Origin of the sequence: Psychrobacter sp. 16-MNA-CIBAN-0192 (assembly GCF_040309565.1) — a bacterium.
GTDB lineage: Bacteria > Pseudomonadota > Gammaproteobacteria > Pseudomonadales > Moraxellaceae > Psychrobacter.
Map to the genome: position 1 here is coordinate 1 of NZ_JBEOOX010000019.1, position 21,489 is coordinate 21,489.

The following is a 21,489-nucleotide window of genomic DNA, read 5'->3' on the forward strand; positions in this document are numbered from 1 at the left end:
AAAGGTCTTCGCTTCGCTATTCGTGAAGGCGGCCGTACCGTAGGCGCTGGTGTTGTTGCTAACGTTAACGTTTAAGACTGCATCTATCAGAGCAATCTGTTAGCTCAGCTCATCCGTTAGTCAAAAGCCATCCTCGAAAGAGGGTGGCTTTTTTTGTGGCTGCTGATGAAGGGTGGTAATTAATTGCTGTAATCTTGATTATATTTAATAATAAGAATGGAGAGGAGATAATGCTAGTTATAAAAAAATTATCCAAAGAAATTGCTAAACAGCAGAGAGATATTCAAGCAGTGGCTGATATTGAAGCGATGATTCAGCTGGCAGATGCATGGAATTATGAAACGATTACTGACTTACTGATGCAAGACAGTGTAAAACTGCTAATCGTTACTAGCAGTGCAAGCAATATTATTGGTTACTGTTTATACCAAGTAATTTTTGAGCAAGCAGAGATATTACGTATCGGTACACATCCTGATTATCAACGCCAAGGCATCGCCTCACAGTTATTGATAGCGCTCAACAATGAATTAAAATCTAATAAGGTGACTAGTTTATTACTAGAGGTACGAGAGGATAACAGCGCTGCAATAGCGCTATATGAGCAGCAAGGGTTTACTGTAATTCATCGCCGTAAAGGCTATTATCAACAGCCACAGCAGCCTGCAATAGATGCACTTATTATGCAACTTAGTGATAGTTAACAGCAGTTGATAGTTAAATCATCAAGAAAAAACTAGACTAAAAAAGATTTCTAACGAGGTAGCGTCGTAGGGGATTTGCAATCATCAATACTGGGAATATAATCATTATCTAGTTTCATACGTTTAAGTATATCAATACGTTGGGTTAATAGCTCAACCATGCGATTGATATTGGCTTGCTGTTTTTTAACTTGTTCGAGTTTTTGCTCAGTGACATAAAGCTGCTCACCAATATCGAGCTGTCCATCGTAATAATCATTAAGACTGTCTTTGATTTCAATCAAAGTAAAGCCAATCGCTTGAGCACTTTTAATCAGTTCAATACGTTCAACACATTCAGGATGAAACTCAGTATAAAGACGTGAGCCAGCCTGACGTTTGCGCGATTTTAACAGCCCAAGCTGCTCATAATGGCGCACTGTATCTTTAGTGGTATTGGCTTGGTTTGCAAGTGCACCGATGAGCAAAAATGATGTATCTGGTATCATAAGCTAGCCTTACCATCCAATTATTTATTTAAAAACTATTCAAGTGTGTGTTTGAGGCACTGTCATCAGTTTTGCCGTTGCCAAGGCGTGCTTGTCTCTAACTGAGTAACAGCTAATGGCTTATGCGAATCAGGTCGCCATATTACTGAGATGGTGCCAATTAAAGTGTCTAGCCGCGCTAAAAAATCAGTACGTGATAATGTGATTGCTCCTAAGCTCATTAAATGCTCGTTGGATAATTGACAATCGACCAGTGCTACGTCGCTTTGTTCACATAAACGCATCAAGCCCCAAAATGCCAGTTTGGACGCATTAGAAGCGCGATGAAACATCGATTCACCAAAATAAATGTTACCTATTTTAAGCCCATATAAACCCCCAATGAGACCTTGTTCCTCATCCCAAACCTCAATGCTATGGGCAAAACCATAAGCATGTAGCTCGTTATAAGCCGTTATCATTTCATCATGGATCCAAGTATGTTCGCCTTCAGGCTGTTCATCATTGAGGCCATCACTACGCGGTAAGCTACAGGCATGGATAACCTCATTAAACGCTTGATTGAGCGTCAATTGCCAACGTTCACGGCGAGCTTGCTTAAGTAACGATTTACTCGGCTGATAATCGGACGGCACAATCACGCATCTAGGTTCAGGGCACCACCACGCAATCGGCTCATCTTCATTAAACCAAGGAAATAGCCCTTGTGCGTAAGCTGAAATCAAGGTTTCAGGTGCTAAATCGCCACCGACAGCCACCATACCGATACCATCAGGGTCGACGGTATCAGGGTTGGGAAAATGATAGCGCCCAAGACTTCTCATTGTATCGCGAGCTGTCTGAGGCGTCATGCCAGTAATTAAGCCGTCAGAAAAATTGCCCACCTATACTTCTTTATCAGCAGTTAATGTTGAGGCATAAGTATGGTCTTGTGCAACAGTTTCGCCAATCGCATCAAGATACTTTTCAGCATCAAGCGCTGCCATACAGCCCGTACCGGCAGAAGTAATGGCTTGACGATACACATGATCGGCAACGTCGCCTGCGGCAAAGACACCTTCAATGCTGGTTTGGGTTGCTTGACCGTTAAGTCCACTATTAACCACAATATAGCCATCTTTCATGTCTAATTGACCATCAAATAACGCGGTATTGGGCTTGTGACCGATTGCGACAAACATGCCGAATACGTCTAATTGCTTGGTGCTGCCATCAATCATAGATTCGATAACAACGCCATTAACGCCCATATCATCACCAACCACTTCTTTTACACTGTGGTTCCACTCGATTTTGACATTACCATTCTTGGCTTTTTCAAACAATTTATCTTGCAGGATTTTTTCAGAGCGTAAGCTGTCACGACGATGGACTAGGGTAACTTCAGCTGCGATATTAGACAAGTAAAGCGCTTCTTCAACCGCAGTATTGCCGCCACCGATGACCGCCACTTTTTGGTCTTTATAGAAAAAGCCATCACAAGTTGCACAAGCAGAAACACCCAAACCACGGAATTTGGTTTCGGACTCCAATCCTAAATACTGGGCTGATGCGCCGGTTGAGATAATGAGAGCATCACAAGTATAGCTGCCATTATTGCCTGTGAGCTGAAAAGGACGCACATTTAAATTAACGTCATTAATATGATCATAAACCAATTCTGTACCAAAGCGTTCAGCATGGGCTTTCATACGATCCATCAGTGCAGGACCCGTTAAATCATGTGCATCACCCGGCCAGTTATCGACTTCAGTAGTCGTCGTGAGCTGTCCGCCCACTTCCATACCAGTGACCATAACAGGTTTGAGGTTAGCACGAGCGGCATAGACCGCTGCTGAATAGCCAGCAGGTCCTGAGCCTAAGATGATAAGTTTTTCGTGACGTGGCGTAGTATTGGTAGTTGCAGTGCTCATGGAGCTTCCTTATGAATAAGTAAATGGTAAAAAGGTTGATATTAGAATAATAGGTATTAAAATCAATATGTTAAAAAATAATGAGCGATGGTTATAGGTGCTATCGCTGAAATAAGGTCAGCTATTATCATTGTTACCCCAAAAACTATCAGCTTTGCTCATGCTGAGTGATACTAACATAAGGGCTGAAGGTTAAAAGTACAAGTTTGCTAAAATAATTATAGGTATTACTAGAACTCAAGCACCACTATTTAGCCGCTAATACTTCGCAATCGCGCCACGGTCTCAGCATCTTTATTCACAACACAATCGCCACTTCGGCTGGGTATTTGTTATCATAAGTCGCACAAGCGCTAGGCATTATTCATATCTATTATTTGTGGTCATATAACAGGCTAATACTGATAATACTTAGGGAATATGACAGCATTGATAACCAAATATAATTGGTAGTTAGGAGATAGGTATTACTTTTTGTGAGCAATGATTTAAAACGACAATCTGTGCCGTGCGGTTGCTATATTTTACGCTATAATCCGCTGGCGATATACCTTGATGTTCGCTTAATAAGAGCCCGCCAGCTATGTCATAATAGGGATATTCCTACCCTTGTAAAACAAGCATGTTATGTTGGCATGATTGGGCTTAATCATGCCCTGATGACCATTGAGTATTGATAATTTAGTGTTAAATAATGAGGTAGATCTTACGTGATATCAGCACCGCTTATTGAGTATTTAAAAAAGGGCGTATTTACCATATTAGGGTTAATGTTAGCCGTGTATTTATTCGTGATTTTGCTGACCTATACCAGTAATGATCCTAGCTGGTCGCATATTAGCAGTGATATGACCACAGTTAATAATACCGGTGGGGCAATGGGCGCGTGGCTGTCGGATTTGCTTTATAGCTTTTTTGGCTTTGGCGCTTGGTGGTTGCTGGCATTTTTGATGTATGAGTCTATCTTGATCTGGTGGGATAATAAGCCGGCATTTTGGGTGTTACGTTTGGTCGCTTATGTGTTTTTATTATTAAGTGCCAGTGCGCTTATTGCTCAGTTTATGGCGATTTTGCAACCTGTAGCGATTGCAGCTACTGGGATTAAAGGTTTGACCGGCGGCGTGATTGGGACTGAGTTGCAAGTGCGTCTGGCGCAGCTCTTAACCGCGTGGGGCAGTTTGTTGTTTTTAACGCTATTTGTCGTGATTACGGCAACCTTTGCTTTTAACATTCATTGGACAAGCTTGTATCACAAGCTGATGGCTTTGTCATGGCTGGGTTCAGGGATTGAAAATAACGAGCACGATGTCAGTACAAATGCAAAGGCTAGTCGTCAACCAAACCCTAAAAGTAAACGTTCACGCGTAAAAGATGGCAAAGATTTAATCATTAGTAAGATTACTCAAAAGAAGCCTGATTATGGACAGTTGCCGTTAGAGCTGCAGCCTGATGCACATGATTCTTCACAACATGATAATCATAGTCAATCGGTGAACAATCAAGCGCAATTTGGTGGGGTGCTTACCGATTTTTTAACCCAGTCTGGACTGGGTGAAAGTGTCAAAGCGTCTGTACAACAGGCAGCCGAGCGGGCAAAAGTGGCGGTAAATCAGGAATCGGCAGCTACCAAGCCCAGTTACAATAGTAATCGCGCTGCTAATAACCAGAGTGCTCATAACGCGGACAACTATACGGTGAATGCTGGCGTTAAAACTAATCCTAACAGCAGCCCTAATACAGCCTCTAGTATTAGCGTCGCTCGTAAGGTTGAGCCTAGTTTTGCGTGGAATGATGCCAGTACCGTTGAAGACTTGTTAGCCCAAGAAGCTGTAATTGCCCATAGTCATTCCCATCCATTACCTGCCGCCAACGAAAGACAACTTGTTCAGCATGCTTCGGCTGCTAAAGCTATTGAAGCTATGGATGCTCAGTCTAAATCGTCTGAGTCCGCTAAGAATATGAATCAGCCTACAGATGCAGACACAGTCAAAACACATTCATCAAGTAACGAAGTGGGTATATTAGCAGCGGCGTGGCTTACGGAGTATGAGTCGTTTTCAGCACCGACGGCATTAGCAACGTCTCTTACTGCAGATGAGCCACGCACAAAGGTTAAAGCTGCCGAACCAGCAGCGCCAGTGGTTAATGAGCGTTTAAGTCATCAGCCAGCAGAGACCGAGGCGGAGGTGCCCGATGTATTCGCTGCTATGGTATCGCAAACTTCTATGCCACAAGATATGACCCCGACCAACACGCCTCCAGCCAATCCAAAAGCAGCACCAACGGCAACGAACGTGCTTGTTAATGATGCGCTTATTAATGACACGCTTGTTAACGAGGATAAAGATACTACAGCAGTAACGGCAAAACCTAGCATTAGCTTTGCCGTACCAGAAGGCGATAGTAGCAATCATATTACCGATATGATGCCTGACGAGCTAGATGACGAGTTAGATGCGCCAGTCATGCCGGAGCTTCATGATGATACGGCTTTTTCTCAGCGCTCCCGTTCTATGCAAACGGCAGCGTACCGCGCGCAGTTAACGCCAATTCCTGCCTTATCTATCTTAGATAAGCCTGACCCCAATCATCAGCCAAGCTATACTATGGCTGAGCTTGAGCAGTTATCAGAATTACTGGAAATTAAACTACAAGAATTTAACGTTAAAGCAAACGTGGTTAATGCGATTCCTGGACCAGTCGTTACTCGATTTGAAGTTGAGCTTGCGCCTGGGGTAAAAGCCAGTAAAGTCACTGGTATTTCACGCGATTTGGCGCGCTCGTTGTCGATGGCATCTTTGCGCGTGGTTGAGGTCATACCTGGCAAGCCTTATATTGGTATTGAAGTTCCGAATAAACAGCGTGAAATGGTACGCCTTATTGAGTTGCTCGACACCGAAAAATTTAAAGATTCCAAATCACAAATCAGTATGGCAATGGGCAAGGATATCGGCGGTAAGCCGATTATTACTGACCTTGTCCGTGCGCCGCATATGTTGGTTGCTGGTACGACGGGCTCCGGTAAATCGGTATTGGTTAACGCCATGCTGTTATCAATGCTACTCAAATATACCCCTGACCAATTGCGCCTGATTTTGATTGATCCCAAGCAGCTGGAGCTGGCGAATTATAATGACATTCCACATCTACTGACCCCGGTGGTCACTGATATGACCGAAGCAGCAAGCAGTTTATCGTGGTGCGTGGCAGAAATGGAGCGTCGTTATCAGCTCATGAGCTTGCTCAAAGTGCGCAAGTTAAATGAGTTTAATAAAAAAGTACGCGCCGCTGAGCGGGCAGGCAATCCAATGATCGATCCATTATGGCGACCTAATGATAGCGTCAGTATTAGCCAAGCGCCTAAGCTAAAAACCTTACCCATGATTGTGATTGTCGCGGATGAATTTGCCGATATGATTATGCAAGTGGGCAAGCAGGCAGAAGAGTTAATCACCCGCCTTGCTCAAAAGTCACGAGCTGCAGGGATTCATTTGATATTAGCCACCCAGCGTCCGTCGGTAGATGTGATTACAGGTTTGATTAAAGCCAACATTCCCGTTCGTGTTGCGCTACGCGTGAACTCGAAAGTTGACTCGCGCACGATTTTGGACAGTGGCGGTGCCGAAGACATGCTGGGCAATGGTGATATGCTATTCTTAGGTCCCGGGCAAATTGAACCTGACCGCGTGCATGGCGCGTATGTCAGCGACGAAGAAGTAAATAGTGTGTGTGACGCGTGGCGTGAGCGTGGCGCGCCCGATTATATTGACAATATGGCAGGCAACTTTGAGCTGTCCAGCATTGGCAGCGGCAGTACGGGCAGCCCATCTGGTGAAGACGATGACCTTTATAACGAAGCGGTTGGCTTTATTCTGGAAACCCGCAAAGTCTCTGCTTCTAGTATTCAGCGTAAATTCAGCATTGGCTATAACCGTGCCGCGCGTATTGTTGACTCGATGGAAGAAGCAGGAATCGTCAGTCCGATGGGCAAAAGTGGCAAGCGTGAGTTGCTAATGTAAAGAGCGAATTGCTTATTGTTGTCAAAGCGAATCATGAGAGTGGTTCGCTTTTTTATGAGAGTTGAAAGAGCTATTTCTGAACATTTAAAGAGTTATGATAATGCTAAATGCTAAACGCTAAACTATAAATATTGCTAAATATAAAAGGACGTTAAGGCTATGTTTAAAGAGTATACGAAGTACGATGCGCTAGGATTAGCAGAATTAGTTAAGTCAAAACAAGTTAGCGCCAAAGAATTATTGGACGCTGCCATTCATCAAGCCAATACCATCAATCCTGCCTTAAACGCCATTATCCACCGTTTTGATGAGCGCGCTTATCTGGCAGCGCAACACGGATTGCCGCAAGGGGCATTTACTGGTGTTCCTTATTTGCTCAAAGATTTATCGTTTGATTTTGCAGGTGAGCCCCTAACGATGGGCAGCCGCAGTATTCATATTGTACCAAGTCAAGACAGCGAAATCGTCAAACGTATGAAAGCCACGGGAGTAAATACCTTTGGCAAAACCAATACGCCAGAATTTGGCTTAATCATCACTACTGAACCCAAAGCACATGGCGCAACGCACAACCCTTTTAAAAATGGCTATAGCTCTGGCGGTTCATCTGGTGGTAGTGCTGCTGCTGTGGCAAGTGGTATTGTACCGATGGCAGGCGCGGGTGATGGTGGCGGCTCAATTCGCTTTCCTGCGGCGTGGTGCGGGGCATTTGGACTTAAGCCCAGTCGTGGGCGTAATCCTGTAGGACCATCCTTTGGTGAAGGCTGGGACGGCGCGATTACCGACCATGTGATTAGTCGCAGTGTGCGTGACAGCGCTGCCATGCTGGATGCGACCAGTGGCGCGGAAATCAGTGCGCCTTATGTCATTGCCCCGCCTGAGGATAGCTTTTTACAGGCAGCGATGCGCGCCCCACGTCAATTGACCATTGCCTTACATCAGCAGCCGTTGGTTGCCAATACGCTCGTGGATAAAGAAGTGCTTGCTGTACTTGAGCGCACCGCTGCCCAGTTAGAAGGCATGGGTCATCGGGTGATTCCTGCTGAACCTGTTATTAATATTGACAAGTTTTGGCATGATTTTATGGTGGTTATCTGTGCACATACTGCCTTTACTATTGATAATATTGAACGTTGGTGGGGCATCGCTCAGGTACAAAACCTCGAACCGCAAACTTATAATATGGCGTTGCTTGGACGCTCATTATCAGCCGTTGACTTGGTACATGCCAAGCAAGGCTGGCATGAGACTCAGTATCAAACGGGCAAATTGCTTGAGCAATACGATATGATTTTGTGCCCAACCGTACCGACGCCTGCGGTTAAACATGGTGTCTTGCCACCCAGCTATTTGGATGAGCTACTAATGCGTAGTGCTGGCGTAGTGAATAAAGGCTTTAGCATCGGCAAATATGCCTTTAGTTCAGGATTGATTGAGCAGTTAAGTCATCCTGTTTTTAGTAAAATGGCATTTACTTTATTAGGCAATGTCACTGGACTGCCCGCCATGTCGGTGCCCGTCGGTATGAGTAAAAAAGGTTTACCGATTGGCATGCAGCTGATTGGACGGATGAATGATGAAACCACATTGTTGAGCTTGGCAGGAGAAATGGAGCGCGCTGGAATGTTTACCAAACCATCTTTTGGCTGATAACAAGATAAAAATTAACAAAGTAAGAAAAGGCGAAATGCTCGGATGCTTAATTAAGCGATATTAATCAAAACGATAAATATCCATACCCAAGCTATGATGCGCCATACTTTCATGAATGACAGAGACGCGCTGACCAGCACCTAATGCAAAAAATAGCGGTAATAAGTGTTCATCACTTGGATGAATATGTTGATAATTGGGATATTGCTGCCAATCTAAAGCCGCTGGAATATCAGATTTTAATTGTTGTAGTAGCCATAATTTGAAATCTTTTGCAGCTTTATCAATACTCTCAGCTTGCCAACGTAATGCTTGTAAATTATGAGTGATATTCCCTGAGCCGATAATCAAAATCTGCTGTTCACGGAGCTTTGCCAGCTGCGCGCCCAACTGATAACAGGCGACACTGTCATAATGCTGTGGCAAGGCTATCTGCACGATAGGAATGTCAGCGTCTGGATAGACATGCCGAAGGGGTGCCCACACTCCATGATCACAGACCCGTACCGGATTGATACTGCAACGAATACCGCGCGCGCTTAGCTGCTGCGCCAACGATTCGGCAAGGGCTGGTTGCCCTGATACCCGATATTGTAATTGATACAGCTCGCTATCAAAGCCTGAAAAATCATGCCAAGTCTTGGGTTTGGGGTTACTACTGACTTCAAGTTTAGCGGATAACCAATGTGCCGACATAATGACAATTGCTTTAGGTTTGGGCAAATTATGTCCGATTCGAGCAAGCGCATGAGTGGTTGCGGAGCTTTCTATAGCAAGAGTTGGCGCGCCATGGGAGATAAAAATCGCGGGTAATCGCGCAGCATTGGTCAGCCCTATAGGCATATCTGCCCATGCGACTGCGCCAGTGATAGGCGCATCAGTTTTAGCCGTATCATGAAGGCTATTATGATACGAACTACGATAGGAATCATGATACGGGGAAGGAATAGGTTTTATCGGTTTTGAATGGCTCATATGCCCTGTATTAGGGCACATACTGATTTTTCAATCTCTTTTACGTGTGATATTTTATGAGTATTGAACTGTCGCTGGTCTTATTTAATAATTGCTAATAATGTTATTTAAGCGTGCTGTTTATTAATTACCACGGTGATAAGGATGGTTATGATTGATACTCATAGCGCGATATAATTGCTCCATTAATACCACACGTACCAACGGATGCGGTAACGTCAGTGCAGACAATGACCATTTTACATCTGCCGCTGCCAATACCTCGGGCGAGACGCCATCGGCACCGCCAATCACTAAAGCAATATCGTCGCCTTGTTGCATCGCATCGGCAAGTTTTTCGGCTAAGCCTTCAGTCGATAGCATTTTACCTTTAACATCCAATACCCACAGCTGCTCGCGTCCAGCCGTTGCATGAGCGGCAAGGATTGCTTGACCTTCTTGCTCGCGATATTGCGCCAAATTCGCATCTGACGGGCTCTTGGCGCGTTTGGCTGCGGCAAGCTCCACAATCTCAGTACTGAGCATCGGCTGGATACGTTTGTAATATTCATTAAAGCCAGTTTGTACCCAGCTTGGCATTTTATTACCAACGGTTAAGAGACGTACTTTCATGACCAATTATCCTGTGCGCTAAGTGTTAATACATTTTATTTATACGTTTTTATAGCTATTAAAAAAGCGTATTTTACTTAAATGCATCAAGTACGTCTCAATTTTTTGCAGGCTTAAAACAAGAATCATGAATCCGTTAATGGCAATAGCGTCTCGGAAACCGTATCGTTATAAGCAGCTTTTGCATTTTTGGTAATAATGGTTAAAGTTGCATCTGATTCAAACACAATGGCTTCAATCTCATTTAAATTGCGGATGCCTTCTGCTCGCATGGCGCTTTCAAGCTCTTGCTGGGTCAAGCGTTCGGCACGCATGGCGTCAGATAAATATTGCCCTTGATAAAACACAATACGCGGTTCAGATAAAATCACACTGCTAAACGGCGCTGAAATAGAGGCATATTTAGTCACCAAAAACTGCAACAAATACAGTACGGCAATCGCTGAACCACCTTCAATAAACGGAATATCTTCAAGCAAAATAGTGCTGGCACCCAGTGAGCCAATCATAACCGTCACAATCCAATCAAAATTATTGAGCTGTGACGTTGAGCGCTTGCCAGAAATCTTGGTAATAAGGACGACCAGAATATAGACCATTACCGCAGTGATAATAATGCGTCCAAGCTTGTCGATATTGTCAAAAAATAACATGTCCATAAAGCTGTCTCCTCATAATCACGTAAAGCCACGAATACAGTGTGTTCTTATGCTGGTATTTCTAGAATGCCATTTTTATATAATAATAACAGCGTAACGGATTTTGGGAAACAATGGTGCAACAAATTTGTAGCGCCTTTGATTTTATTAGAACGCGGTTAAAGTTTTATTTCGGTGCTAGCATACGATTAAATATCCAAATACCCAAACGCGCACTGACCAGCGTCAGCACCACAATCATCATTAGCGCGCCCAATAACGGTAACGGCTGCTGCTTGGTCATCTCCACAAGTACCTCACGACTGACAGCATCAAACAGAAAAAACCATAAAACCAGTAAATAAACGAGCGTCAGCAACCAGACGATAACAATACTGGCAATGGTTAATTGGTTGATTTCGCTGCGGTTTAAGGCACGCTTTTGATGCTTTATAAATTTAAGTACGGCGATATATGCCCCAACCAAAATAGACACTACGGTGACCAGTTGGGCGCTAAGGGCAACTTTACTCTGTATCATCATAAATATTGAAGTAGTAAGAATATAGCCAATGGCAAAAAAACTGACATAGGTCATTATTTTGGGCGACTTTGCCGCTGTATGAGACGTTAAAGGTTTGTTTGATTTATTAATATTAAGTGGCGAACGTAACATAAGCTGACCTGTATTGAGATTAAATATAATAAATGTTGGGGCAATGAAAGTACGTCTTATCAATTTATCAATGCTGCGCCGTCCAATCGAGCAGCGCATCTAACACGGGTCTGGCGGTATAGGCGTTTAAAGACTGTTGCGTATTAATAATACCGACCACTGCATACTCTTGCCCAGATTGACCCTTAACATACCCTGCCATGGAAGTGACGTTATCTAACGTGCCCGTTTTTATCCACGCGCGTCCAATCGCCGCTGATTCCGGCAAGCGCTCGCTATGGGCAGCAATGGTGCCACTTACCCCAGCGACACCGAGCGAGCTAACATAAGCATCAAAGCTTGGGCGACCATAAGCATAAGTTAATAACTCACTAAGATTGGCTGCGGTAACCGTGCATTCACGGCACAGTCCCGAACCATTAGTCATGATCGGCGGCGGTGTGGTTAGATGGGTTTGCCACCAGTCATTTAGGGTGGTCAATGCTTGAGAATAATCCGTAGGTTGCGGGGTGCCAAATTGATATAAGCTGGTCGACTTATCAGCGATGTTATTGGCATTTTTAATTGATTTTTGCGTATCTTTTTTAGTTACCGCAGCTTTATGATACGCATCTATGGATAGCGCAACTTGTTCGGTCATCACATTATTAGAGAAATGATTAATGTCATAAATTTGCTCTGTCAGGGTTAAGGATGGATAGCTGATAATCGGCAGTGGCGATAAAGACAATGCAGCTAAGCCACGCTTTGCTTGGATATTATTTGCAGATTTCAAAGTATTACATGCCTGATAGGGTTTTTCTTGCGCAATGACATTGCCGCTTAATGTATTACCAAGTGCTTGCCATTTGGCAGCGATAACACGGGCAGCGAAGTCTTTGGCATCAGGATAAGCGACATAAAAGATATGTTCGCCGCAGCTATCAGGTAGATTGGCATTAAAAGTTAATTTATCAGCTTGCCATTGCGGTGCTAAGCTTGCGCTGGCTTGGGAGCAGGCAGCCGTGCGGGTATCGACTATGCTTGGTAATTTATAATTTGCCAGTTGCGGGGTGTAAGTCAGTTGTGCTTGCCCATTATCTAGCGGATAACTTTGAATGCCCATGCTGCTAAAATTGACTAAAAAGCCGTCGGGACTGGCGTTATAAGGGCGTAGTGGCGCATTGTCAAAAGCTGCAGGATTTTTGCTGACCTGATGAAAAATAGCACTGTCGACAATAATATTACCTTCAATATGCTGAATACCAGCTTTTTGCACCTGATAAAGCAATTGTTGCAGGCGCTCATGAGTCATCTTTGGGTCACCACTGCCTTGAATAATCAGGTCACCATATAGCCGATTGCCGATGATAATTCCTGAATGATAAACCCGTGTATGCCATACAAAGTCTGCACCTAGCGTATCCAGCGCGATAAAACTTGGGATAAGTTTCATGGTGCTGGCAGGTGTACGAGCGACGTCAGGCTGATGGCTAATTAATGGTTTTAGGCTGACTTTAGGAGCAGGCGTGGCGCTAGCTTTAGTATTGTCTGGACTGGTTTTAGCAGCGCTTTCGGTAGACAGGCTGGCAGTCGTTGGTAAAACAGGCGGCGGATTTTCGATGCTTTGATAGGTATAAGCGTCATCGGTATAACGATGAATTTTACGTTCTTGCTGGACGATGTCTTGTTTATTAATGACGATGATTTTTGGCGGATTGGCTTTATTGTTTTGCTGATTATTGCTAGATGCATTATCTTTAGGAGTGTTGTTGTTAGATGTACTGTTGTTAGACGTTGCATTCGTAGCTGGCGTAATAGTTGTATCCATTTGCCCGTTTGTATGGCTACTGATTTGAGCCGTTTCATTATTCTTATTATCAATTACTTTAATAATAGGCGGTAAGCGACTAGCAGTTTTATCACCTAAAGGCATGACAATAATACTGATATCAGTGGAGGATAAGGCAGCACGGGTTAATGCTGCTTGAATGCTATCGGGCATAGCAGCGTACGCACTCATTGAGCTAAGCGCAGCCATAGTACCCAATAGACCGAGCGTGAATAACCGGTCGTGCTGCGCCTGCGCAAACGCAAAAAAGGGGCGTAAGCGCGAATGAGGGGTCTTGAATAGGGTACGCATATAATATCTATCGGCAGCTAAAAAAACCACCTATAGTACCATGAGATAGCAGATTGGCGTAGCGACTAAACTCTATCCTTACTTAAACGCTAACCCCGCTTAAACACTATTCTTACCCGACTACAATGATGCCATTCAATGCTATATAGTCTTTGGTTACTGCTGAGGATTTATACCGTATTAAGCTAGTTATAGGTGTTATTAGGCAGAGAGCAGTTTACGAATACGGCTGATTGCCTCGCGACTTTCCTCAACGCTGGCAACAAGCGCAACCCGTATGTAGCCTTTACCCGGATTATGACCGTCCACTTCACGCGATAAATAACGACCAGCTAAAGCATGGATGTTGGCTTGCTCGTATAAAGCCTTAACAAAAACCTCATCATCACCATCGAACTGCTCAGGCACTTTTATCCAAAAATAAAACCCAGCATCCGGCATCCGTAAGTCAAGCAGCTCGCCAAGCTCGGTCATCCATAAGACGAATTTTTCTTGATACAGCGCGCGATTTTGCGCCACATGCTTCTCATCTTGCCATGCAGCGACAGAGGCAAGCTGGTGCGGGACGGGCATCGCGCAGCCTTGATAAGTGCGATATTGCAGATAAGACTTTAAAATAGTAGCGTCGCCCGCGACAAACCCTGAGCGTAGACCCGGCAGATTTGAGCGTTTTGATAATGAATGAAAGACCACACAATTTTTAAAGTCATGTCGACCGAGGTTGGCACACGCTTGCAATAAGCCAATCGGCGGCTCGGTAAAGTATAGCTCGCTATAACACTCGTCACTGGCAATAATAAAATTGTATTTATCAGACAGGCGCAGGAGCATCTCCCAATCGTCCATGGTCATGACCGCGCCGGTTGGATTGTTAGGGCTACAGATAAATAATAACTGGGTTTTTTCCCATACCTCATTTGGCACTAACCGATAATCCCCTTTAAAATCATTGCTTATGGTGCAGGGCACAAAATAAGGCATTGCTTGCGCCAATATTGCCGCGCCTTCATAGATTTGATAAAAAGGGTTGGGCATAACCACAAGGGGTAGCTGTTTATCTAATGAGGTGTTTGCAGATGAACCTTCTTTGCTTTCTTCCACGTTATCGCCGTGATTGACCACTGCTTGTACAAAGCTAAAAATTGCCTCGCGGGTGCCCATAACAGGCAGTACTTCGGTATTGGCATTAACATGATGCAAGAAAAAACGACGCTCTAACCAATGGGCAATGGTCTGGCGCAGCTCAAACAGACCATTAGTAGACGGATACTGACATAGTTTGTCCAAGTTTTCTCGTAGTACGTCCAGAACAAAGTCAGGTGGCGCGTGTTTTGGCTCACCGATACCAAGCTTAATCTCAGGGTAGGCATGGGCTGGGCTACTGTCTGCTAGCAAGGATGCCATCTTGGCAAAGGGATAGGGGTGTAGATAAGATAAGTTGTGATTCATAGGGTCGCTAACTATAATGAACGAATGATATTAAAATTATAACGAAAACTTACATTGAATTAGTGTAGCACTTCTCCTATTTTTTGTCTTTTTCTTCTTATATCTATTGATACCTCTTCTGAGCATATTAGCGATATATTATTACCTCATACATGATTGGATGGTATGTAGCGGTTTGCAGAACTGCTAATAGCTGACCGACGCTTAACCTATATCTAAAGCACAAATATAATAACAGCCATATTAGCTAGCGGGTTATTTCACGAGTTATTTCAAGGATAACGAACATGCCTATTTTTTCTGACAATAGTGAGCAACGTACGGCGTTTTATCAAGAGTTGCAACGACGAGAACGGCAGTGGTGGCAAGCACGCCATCGTTTGATTATCCTGCAAGAGCGTGAGATGTTTTGGTTTGGTGAAAACAGTATTATTATGTGGTTACTATGGCAGTTGGTCGGCTATGTGGTAGTGGCTATTACGATGATGCTACTGAGTAAGCTGTTTGAAGCCAATGTCGCGCTTTGGCAATATATGACCATATTAGGGGTACAAACCGCGTTTTTTATCATTATGCTGGTCATGAAAGGGCGACTTGCCAATATTATGCAAGACAATATTCGTAAGGCTGATTTAGTACGAGAACAGATGCTAAATGAGATGGTTATTTTGGCATCGGATAGTATTTTCCCCGATATTCATGCCCATGCGCCTATTTCACTGCAGCATATTCATGAGCGCTATGATGCGCAGCTGCGGCTGGCAAGCTTGCAATGTCTGCTACAAAAAGAGATTGATGCTGGTCGGCTATTATTATCACAGCGTGAGATAGAAGCACGAATATTACCGCCTGAGCTTGCTGATGATGAGCTCACGCCTCACGCTGACGGTATGATTTATAAAAGCCTATTGCAGTTGCAATGATATTCGCCTGCCTCAGCATCTGGTTCGGATTAATGGGAAGTACGATGTTAAATAATATATTCATTACGCTTAAAGGTGCTCCTGAGGTATCTTTAAACTCTCAATAAGCGCTGCTTGCAAGATAGCCAGTTTATCGACTGATAAGGGTTTATCCTGCTGATCACTGATATAAAACATATCTTCTGCGCGCTCGCCTAATGTGGTGATGCGTGCTGCATGTACCTCAATGCCTTGCTGCAAAAATACTTGTCCAACGCGCGCCAATAATCCCGGCTGGTCAAGGGTCTGTAAGCTCATAATATGCTGCTTTGATGCTTCATTAAACTCAAAGTGGATGACGGTTGGCACATGAAAGTGCCTGAGATGCCGCGGTATACGTTTGCTAGCCAACTTGGGTACGGTTGGATTTTTAAAGGCATCAATCAAGCGCTGAATCAGCTCTTGCTGGCTGTCTTTATCGACCAACAACGTGCCGCTACGATCCAACAATACATAAGAATCTAAGGCAAAATTACGCGTGGCTGTGATAATTCGTGCATCCAAAACGTCCAAATTCATCTGGTCAAAAACTGCCATCGTGACGGCAAATAAATTGGCTTGGTCTTGAGTGTAGACAAATACTTGTACCGCATCCAGCGCCAGCTCGCGGTGCTCACGCAAGACAATCAGCGGTGCGCTGTCAGCATCAGAGGCGCGCCCAATCGGTGGATGGTTCAATATAGCGCTGGTATGCCACAAGATATCCGTTGCAATCTCTCGCAAAAAATACTCATCGCCCAAGTCGTCCCATAATCTGAGCACCTCCTCACGATTCATCTGTGTGCCGTCTATATTGCCTGCTTCATGATTCGTTTTATCAATGCTGTCGAGCAGCGCTAGAGCTTGCTTGCGCGTGGCACTAATCATATCTTGGCGATTGGTTGGCGCATCAATATCGGCACGCAAAATGCGCCGCGTTTGCGAGTATAGCTGTTTGAGTAAGGTGGCGCGCCAGCTGTTCCAAAGCTGTGGATTGGTCGCGTTCATATCCGCAACCGTCAACACATATAAATGATTCAAATGAGTAACGTTACCCATTAAATTAGCAAAAATCGTTACTACTTCGGGGTCGGAGATGTCTTTTTTCTGTGCAGTAGTCGACATCAATAAATGATGACGGGTCAGCCAGCCCACCAGCTGCGCGTCAGCATCGCTCATCCCATGCGTGAGACAAAACTCAATCGCTTCTGTCTCTCCAAGCTGACTGTGATTGCCGCCACGACCTTTGGCAATATCATGGAACATCGCTGCCAATATCAAAATTTCTTTGCGCTCAATACGTTGGTAAATAGCACTGACCAGCGGAAACTCTTGCTGTAAGTTTGGATCGGTAAAGCGATGTAAAATCCTTATTAAAAATAAAGTATGCGCATCAACCGTATAACGATGGAATAAATCGTATTGCATCAGACCCGTGACATGCGCAAACGAGGGAATATAATTTCCCAACACCCCATAGCGGTTCATAGTGCGCAGACGATGAAATAAGTAATTTTGCTCTTTAATATTAGCTAAAAATAACGCTTGATGCTCAGGCTGGTCACGATAGTTTTGGTCAATACCACGCGCGGCAATCTTTAACGCCCGCAAGGTTCGCGTCCGCACATTTTTAATGCCATATTGCCCCATGAGCAAAAACATCTCTAAAATAGCTTCAGGATGCTGAGCAAAAACTCGATGATGCGCCATAGCAATATGTTCACCTACCTGACTAAAATGCGCATTTAACGGGCGTTTAATTGGGCGCTCATTATCAGGCAGACTTGGCTCTATAATCGTCTCATAATAATGATTGGTCAGCATCTCAGACAATGTCGATATCTGCATGGCACAACGATAATAATCACGCATAAAACGCTCTACTGCTGCATTGGGCGCATCATCAGGCTGAATCTCATAGCCCATACGCTGGGCGATATCACGCTGATAATCAAAGAGTAGCCGATTCTCATTACGTCCGGTCAATTCATGCAAATAGTGGCGTATTTGCCATAAAAAATTCTCTGCAAAGGTCAGCTCATCGAACTCTTTTTCGGTCAAAAAGCCTTGTTGTACCAAATCATAGAGCTTATCCACGCGAAAATAACGTTTGGTCACCCAACCAATAATATGAATATCACGCAGACCGCCGGGAGCCGTTTTGACATCAGGCTCAAGGTTATATTCGGTCGCATTGTGGCGCAGATAGCGCGATTTGGCTTCAGCGATTTTTACCTCAAAAAAATCGCGCTGCGACCAGAGTTTATTAACGATATCAGTAGGCGCATTTTGTAAAGTCTCATTGCCTGCCAATAAGCGCGCCTCTAACAAAGTGCTGGCAACAGTATGCTCCTGCGCTGCCTCCACACATTCAGCCACAGTACGTACCGCCAACGCAGGCTCAAGTCCGGTATCCCAAAGCAGTGCCACTAGACTATCAATCTTGGCACGCACCGCAGGCGACATCGTATCAGGGGCGAGCAATAATATGTCCACATCAGAATACAACGACAACTCACCACGCCCATAACCACCGGTGGCAAATAACGCCAAATCGGTGTTATCAAGCTCAAAGCAGGTAAATAAAGCAATGAGCAATTCATCAATCGCACACGCACGAGCCGTCACCAATTGACGAATCGGCAGTCCACGCTCAAGGGCTCGGCTGATATCCTCATTAATCTGTGCTAACCAGCCTCTAATAGCCAGCAATAACTGCTCTTTAGCCTCTGGCGTTAACGTGCTGTGCCCTGCCGGCAATAGTGGCAAAGGCATCAGATGAATGGCTGCGACATCACAAGTGAACATGAGCGTTATCCGATTAGAAAATGAGAATGAAAATGAAACATCCAATAGCAACGTGACATGGTCCGGTTCATTTAATCAGACCGACTATTTAAACTTAACTATGAGCTAAGATAATACACGTCAGCTTGTGCGTCCAGTAACGAACTATTATCTTAAAATAATAGCAAGAGCAAGAAGTAGGCAAAGGCAGCAAATATAACGCAAAAAAAAGACCGCCGAAGCGATCTTTATAATATTACTGAGTCAAAAAGCTTAAATCTTCTTCTGGACGGGCAGTAAATACCTCACAACCATTATCAGTCACCACTAACGTATGCTCCCACTGGGCTGACAGCTTACGGTCTTTGGTAATTGCTGTCCACTCATCGGGCAAAATTTTGGTTTGCCATTTGCCTTCATTAATCATCGGCTCAATGGTCAACGTCATACCAGTTTTTAGCTCAAAGCCGGTGCCTTTTTTGCCATAATGCATCACTTGTGGCTCATGGTGAAACTCATTACTAATACCGTGACCACAGAACTCACGCACAATACTAAAGCGCTCCGGCTCAACCACCGCTTGAATTGCCGCGCCCACATCGCCCAAACGCGCGCCATTTTTGACCACACTTAGACCCGCATACAGTGCTTCTTGTGCCACTCTGCAAATACGCTGCGCCATAATCGAGCCATTACCGACAATCCACATCTTAGACGTATCGCCGTAGTAACCATTCTTAATTACGGTCACATCAATATTAATGATATCGCCATCCTTTAGGATTTTATTTTCACTCGGAATACCGTGGCAGACCACATGGTTTACTGAGGTGCAGATAGATTTTGGAAAGCCATTATAATTCAGCGGTGCTGGAATCGCATCTTGCACATTAACAATATAATCATGGGCGATTTGGTTTAATGCTTCGGTGCTCACACCAACTTTGACGTGCTCATCAAGCATTACCAGCAATTCGCTGGCAAGCTTACCGGCTACGCGCATTTTTTCGATGGCTTCAGGAGACTGAATAAGGGATTTTTTAGTCATTATCTTCATACTTATCGTTATGGAATTAGTTATGCACTTAATGTAGTCAAATTATATCATAAATGTACGTCAGTCGTTTTTGGCGCTTTCAAGCGGTTCCAGTAGCTAATAGTGAAAAGGCATGAATTAAAAACAGTTAGCAGCTAATATAAAAACTATCAAGACGCAGTAGCATAATACCTATACGCCCATACAAATGGTGCGTCAAGGGTATACATAACATAGCATGACATCAGCTTCGCGAATACTGATAATGGCATCACTGTTTCGACAGCGTTACTAAGAATTAAGAGTCAAGAATCAATACAGATAAAACGTGTAGTTCGTATTATTAAAGTGTCGATTAACGCGCTGATAAACTTTACTTGTTTTACTATTTTCTTATTTTATGAAAAATTCTAAATCTGTTAGCGATAATTGCTAATAACGATAAAGTAGGCGATAATGGAATAAGTAACAATCAAACAAGAATAAAGGATAATAATAAATAAAACTACTAAAGAGCCTCATTATCGTAGCAACATAAGTCCGTTATAATAAGTGATGCAAAGTTATTTCTATAATATACGGTGTTAATATATGGTTATTTCAGTGATTTAGACCTATTGATTATAGCCATTATTTTCCATTTTAGAGATTGTCAACGCAGAGAATAGCGTACACACGTTTTACCGAATGACCATAATAATTGAAATTTAAAAACACCTTTTTTAAAATCACCCTTTTAGGAGCAACTATGAAAAACATGACTAAAGTAATGATGGCAAGTGTATTAGCAGTAGGTACATTGGCTGCCGGTTGTCAGACTACCACAACTCCGCAAACGCCTACCATACCAACACAAGCTGTTACTATCAGCACGCTAGAAGCTTTTAACTGGCAGTTGGTTGATGCTACGCGTAGCAATGGTCAAAAAGTATCGCAATTATTCTTTAATCCAGCGAAGCCTTTAACCCTAAACTTTATGAATGTGAATGGTCAACATCGCGTTGCCTATATGAATACCTGTAATAATATGGGTGCTGGTTATAGCATTGTAAACGGTAATGTCCAGATCGAAAACGGTATCAGTACTTTGATGGCGTGTCCAGAACCACAAGCCAGCTTTGATACGGCTACTTTAGCAACCGTTCAAGGTAAATACAGCTTAAGTAAAAATGCTAATAACGTGCCGATGTTAACCATTACCAACGCCAGCCAAGTAGCTACATTTAAAGCAGTATCTAAGCAAATGATTCAATAAGTAGCTTATTTACGAATAAGTGCCGTCTATAGCGGTCATGCTAAAAAAGCCTCACAATGTAGTGGGGCTTTTTTGTGGGTGGTATGTTTTATAAACATATTTTTATAAACAATAATTTTGCAGATAAGATTTAGTAAATAGCAGTGAACCGCCCCGACTTTATCGGAGAGTGATTTACTTGAGTCAGGCAGCAATACCTGACAGGATTAAACTATCATAGT

17 protein-coding genes are annotated in these 21,489 nt (G+C 43.8%); 6 read left to right on the top strand and 11 right to left on the bottom strand.

Annotated elements, in window-relative coordinates:
* Both AAEY78_RS11705 and rimI read left to right on the top strand, forming a co-directional pair.
* The coding region (locus tag AAEY78_RS11705) for an EF-Tu C-terminal domain-related protein (protein WP_502943629.1) at positions 1-75 on the top strand (75 nt) is incomplete at its 5' end.
* Positions 76-230: 155 nt separating this feature from the next.
* Entirely contained in the window at positions 231-704 is a 474-nt protein-coding gene (rimI, locus tag AAEY78_RS11710) for a ribosomal protein S18-alanine N-acetyltransferase (protein ID WP_352339521.1), read from the top strand.
* Between the two features lie 50 nt (positions 705-754).
* Here the strand turns inward: rimI and AAEY78_RS11715 are convergent, their stop codons facing one another.
* The 3 genes from AAEY78_RS11715 to trxB all read right to left on the bottom strand — a co-directional run bounded on the left by AAEY78_RS11715 (position 755) and on the right by trxB (position 3,105).
* Entirely contained in the window at positions 755-1,192 is a 438-nt protein-coding gene (locus AAEY78_RS11715; RefSeq protein ID WP_352339522.1) for a MerR family transcriptional regulator, read from the bottom strand.
* Between the two features lie 65 nt (positions 1,193-1,257).
* On the bottom strand, positions 1,258-2,043 hold the full coding sequence (gene aat, locus AAEY78_RS11720) for a leucyl/phenylalanyl-tRNA--protein transferase (RefSeq protein WP_352339535.1): 786 nt from the start codon (positions 2,041-2,043) through the stop codon (positions 1,258-1,260).
* 33 nt (positions 2,044-2,076) lie between these two features.
* Positions 2,077-3,105, bottom strand: coding sequence for a thioredoxin-disulfide reductase (gene trxB / locus AAEY78_RS11725; protein ID WP_352339523.1), 1,029 nt, complete (start codon positions 3,103-3,105; stop codon positions 2,077-2,079).
* A gap of 710 nt (positions 3,106-3,815) precedes the next feature.
* Between trxB and AAEY78_RS11730 the strand changes: the two genes are divergently transcribed.
* Complete coding sequence (locus AAEY78_RS11730) at positions 3,816-7,124, top strand: DNA translocase FtsK 4TM domain-containing protein (protein ID WP_352339524.1); 3,309 nt, start codon at positions 3,816-3,818, stop codon at positions 7,122-7,124.
* A gap of 159 nt (positions 7,125-7,283) precedes the next feature.
* Positions 7,284-8,774 carry an amidase gene (locus tag AAEY78_RS11735; protein ID WP_352339525.1) on the top strand — a complete coding sequence of 497 codons (1,491 nt, stop codon included), beginning with the start codon at positions 7,284-7,286 and terminating at the stop codon, positions 8,772-8,774.
* Between the two features lie 63 nt (positions 8,775-8,837).
* Here the strand turns inward: AAEY78_RS11735 and AAEY78_RS11740 are convergent, their stop codons facing one another.
* From AAEY78_RS11740 to dapC, 6 genes are all read right to left on the bottom strand, one after another.
* A complete protein-coding gene (locus AAEY78_RS11740; protein WP_352339536.1) occupies positions 8,838-9,620 on the bottom strand; it encodes a DODA-type extradiol aromatic ring-opening family dioxygenase in 783 nt (260 codons plus the stop codon).
* 255 nt (positions 9,621-9,875) lie between these two features.
* Entirely contained in the window at positions 9,876-10,364 is a 489-nt protein-coding gene (rlmH, locus tag AAEY78_RS11745) for a 23S rRNA (pseudouridine(1915)-N(3))-methyltransferase RlmH (protein WP_352339526.1), read from the bottom strand.
* Positions 10,365-10,489: 125 nt separating this feature from the next.
* On the bottom strand, positions 10,490-11,023 hold the full coding sequence (locus AAEY78_RS11750; RefSeq protein ID WP_352339527.1) for a DUF421 domain-containing protein: 534 nt from the start codon (positions 11,021-11,023) through the stop codon (positions 10,490-10,492).
* A 166-nt stretch (positions 11,024-11,189) separates the two neighbouring features.
* The gene (locus tag AAEY78_RS11755; protein WP_352339528.1) at positions 11,190-11,678 is read right to left on the bottom strand and encodes an ABZJ_00895 family protein; all 489 of its coding nucleotides are present in this window, start codon (positions 11,676-11,678) and stop codon (positions 11,190-11,192) included.
* 67 nt (positions 11,679-11,745) lie between these two features.
* Positions 11,746-13,800 carry a D-alanyl-D-alanine carboxypeptidase/D-alanyl-D-alanine-endopeptidase gene (locus AAEY78_RS11760; RefSeq protein WP_352339529.1) on the bottom strand — a complete coding sequence of 685 codons (2,055 nt, stop codon included), beginning with the start codon at positions 13,798-13,800 and terminating at the stop codon, positions 11,746-11,748.
* Positions 13,801-14,001: 201 nt separating this feature from the next.
* Entirely contained in the window at positions 14,002-15,249 is a 1,248-nt protein-coding gene (dapC, locus tag AAEY78_RS11765) for a succinyldiaminopimelate transaminase (RefSeq protein ID WP_352339530.1), read from the bottom strand.
* Between the two features lie 287 nt (positions 15,250-15,536).
* Between dapC and AAEY78_RS11770 the strand changes: the two genes are divergently transcribed.
* The gene (locus tag AAEY78_RS11770) at positions 15,537-16,172 is read left to right on the top strand and encodes a hypothetical protein (protein WP_352339531.1); all 636 of its coding nucleotides are present in this window, start codon (positions 15,537-15,539) and stop codon (positions 16,170-16,172) included.
* A gap of 69 nt (positions 16,173-16,241) precedes the next feature.
* On the opposite strand, the gene glnD is transcribed toward AAEY78_RS11770, so the two are convergent.
* Positions 16,242-18,998, bottom strand: coding sequence for a [protein-PII] uridylyltransferase (gene glnD, locus AAEY78_RS11775; RefSeq protein ID WP_352339532.1), 2,757 nt, complete (start codon positions 18,996-18,998; stop codon positions 16,242-16,244).
* Between the two features lie 235 nt (positions 18,999-19,233).
* Positions 19,234-20,025: a type I methionyl aminopeptidase gene (map, locus tag AAEY78_RS11780; RefSeq protein ID WP_352339533.1), complete on the bottom strand. Its 792-nt coding sequence runs from the start codon at positions 20,023-20,025 to the stop codon at positions 19,234-19,236.
* A gap of 736 nt (positions 20,026-20,761) precedes the next feature.
* Between map and AAEY78_RS11785 the strand changes: the two genes are divergently transcribed.
* Positions 20,762-21,268 carry an META domain-containing protein gene (locus tag AAEY78_RS11785; RefSeq protein ID WP_352339534.1) on the top strand — a complete coding sequence of 169 codons (507 nt, stop codon included), beginning with the start codon at positions 20,762-20,764 and terminating at the stop codon, positions 21,266-21,268.
* Positions 21,269-21,489 lie beyond the last annotated feature (221 nt).

Excerpts from the sequence above, each read along its gene's own strand:
- rimI (WP_352339521.1), top strand. The coding sequence starts at position 231 with ATGCTAGTTATAAAAAAATTATCCAAAGAAATTGCTAAACAGCAGAGA.
- AAEY78_RS11715 (WP_352339522.1), bottom strand. The coding sequence starts at position 1,192 with ATGATACCAGATACATCATTTTTGCTCATCGGTGCACTTGCAAACCAA.
- aat (WP_352339535.1), bottom strand. The coding sequence starts at position 2,043 with ATGACGCCTCAGACAGCTCGCGATACAATGAGAAGTCTTGGGCGCTAT.
- trxB (WP_352339523.1), bottom strand. The coding sequence starts at position 3,105 with ATGAGCACTGCAACTACCAATACTACGCCACGTCACGAAAAACTTATC.
- AAEY78_RS11735 (WP_352339525.1), top strand. The coding sequence starts at position 7,284 with ATGTTTAAAGAGTATACGAAGTACGATGCGCTAGGATTAGCAGAATTA.
- AAEY78_RS11740 (WP_352339536.1), bottom strand. The coding sequence starts at position 9,620 with ATGCCTATAGGGCTGACCAATGCTGCGCGATTACCCGCGATTTTTATC.
- rlmH (WP_352339526.1), bottom strand. The coding sequence starts at position 10,364 with ATGAAAGTACGTCTCTTAACCGTTGGTAATAAAATGCCAAGCTGGGTA.
- AAEY78_RS11750 (WP_352339527.1), bottom strand. The coding sequence starts at position 11,023 with ATGGACATGTTATTTTTTGACAATATCGACAAGCTTGGACGCATTATT.
- AAEY78_RS11755 (WP_352339528.1), bottom strand. The coding sequence starts at position 11,678 with ATGTTACGTTCGCCACTTAATATTAATAAATCAAACAAACCTTTAACG.
- AAEY78_RS11760 (WP_352339529.1), bottom strand. The coding sequence starts at position 13,800 with ATGCGTACCCTATTCAAGACCCCTCATTCGCGCTTACGCCCCTTTTTT.
- dapC (WP_352339530.1), bottom strand. The coding sequence starts at position 15,249 with ATGAATCACAACTTATCTTATCTACACCCCTATCCCTTTGCCAAGATG.
- AAEY78_RS11770 (WP_352339531.1), top strand. The coding sequence starts at position 15,537 with ATGCCTATTTTTTCTGACAATAGTGAGCAACGTACGGCGTTTTATCAA.
- glnD (WP_352339532.1), bottom strand. The coding sequence starts at position 18,998 with ATGTTCACTTGTGATGTCGCAGCCATTCATCTGATGCCTTTGCCACTA.
- map (WP_352339533.1), bottom strand. The coding sequence starts at position 20,025 with ATGACTAAAAAATCCCTTATTCAGTCTCCTGAAGCCATCGAAAAAATG.
- AAEY78_RS11785 (WP_352339534.1), top strand. The coding sequence starts at position 20,762 with ATGAAAAACATGACTAAAGTAATGATGGCAAGTGTATTAGCAGTAGGT.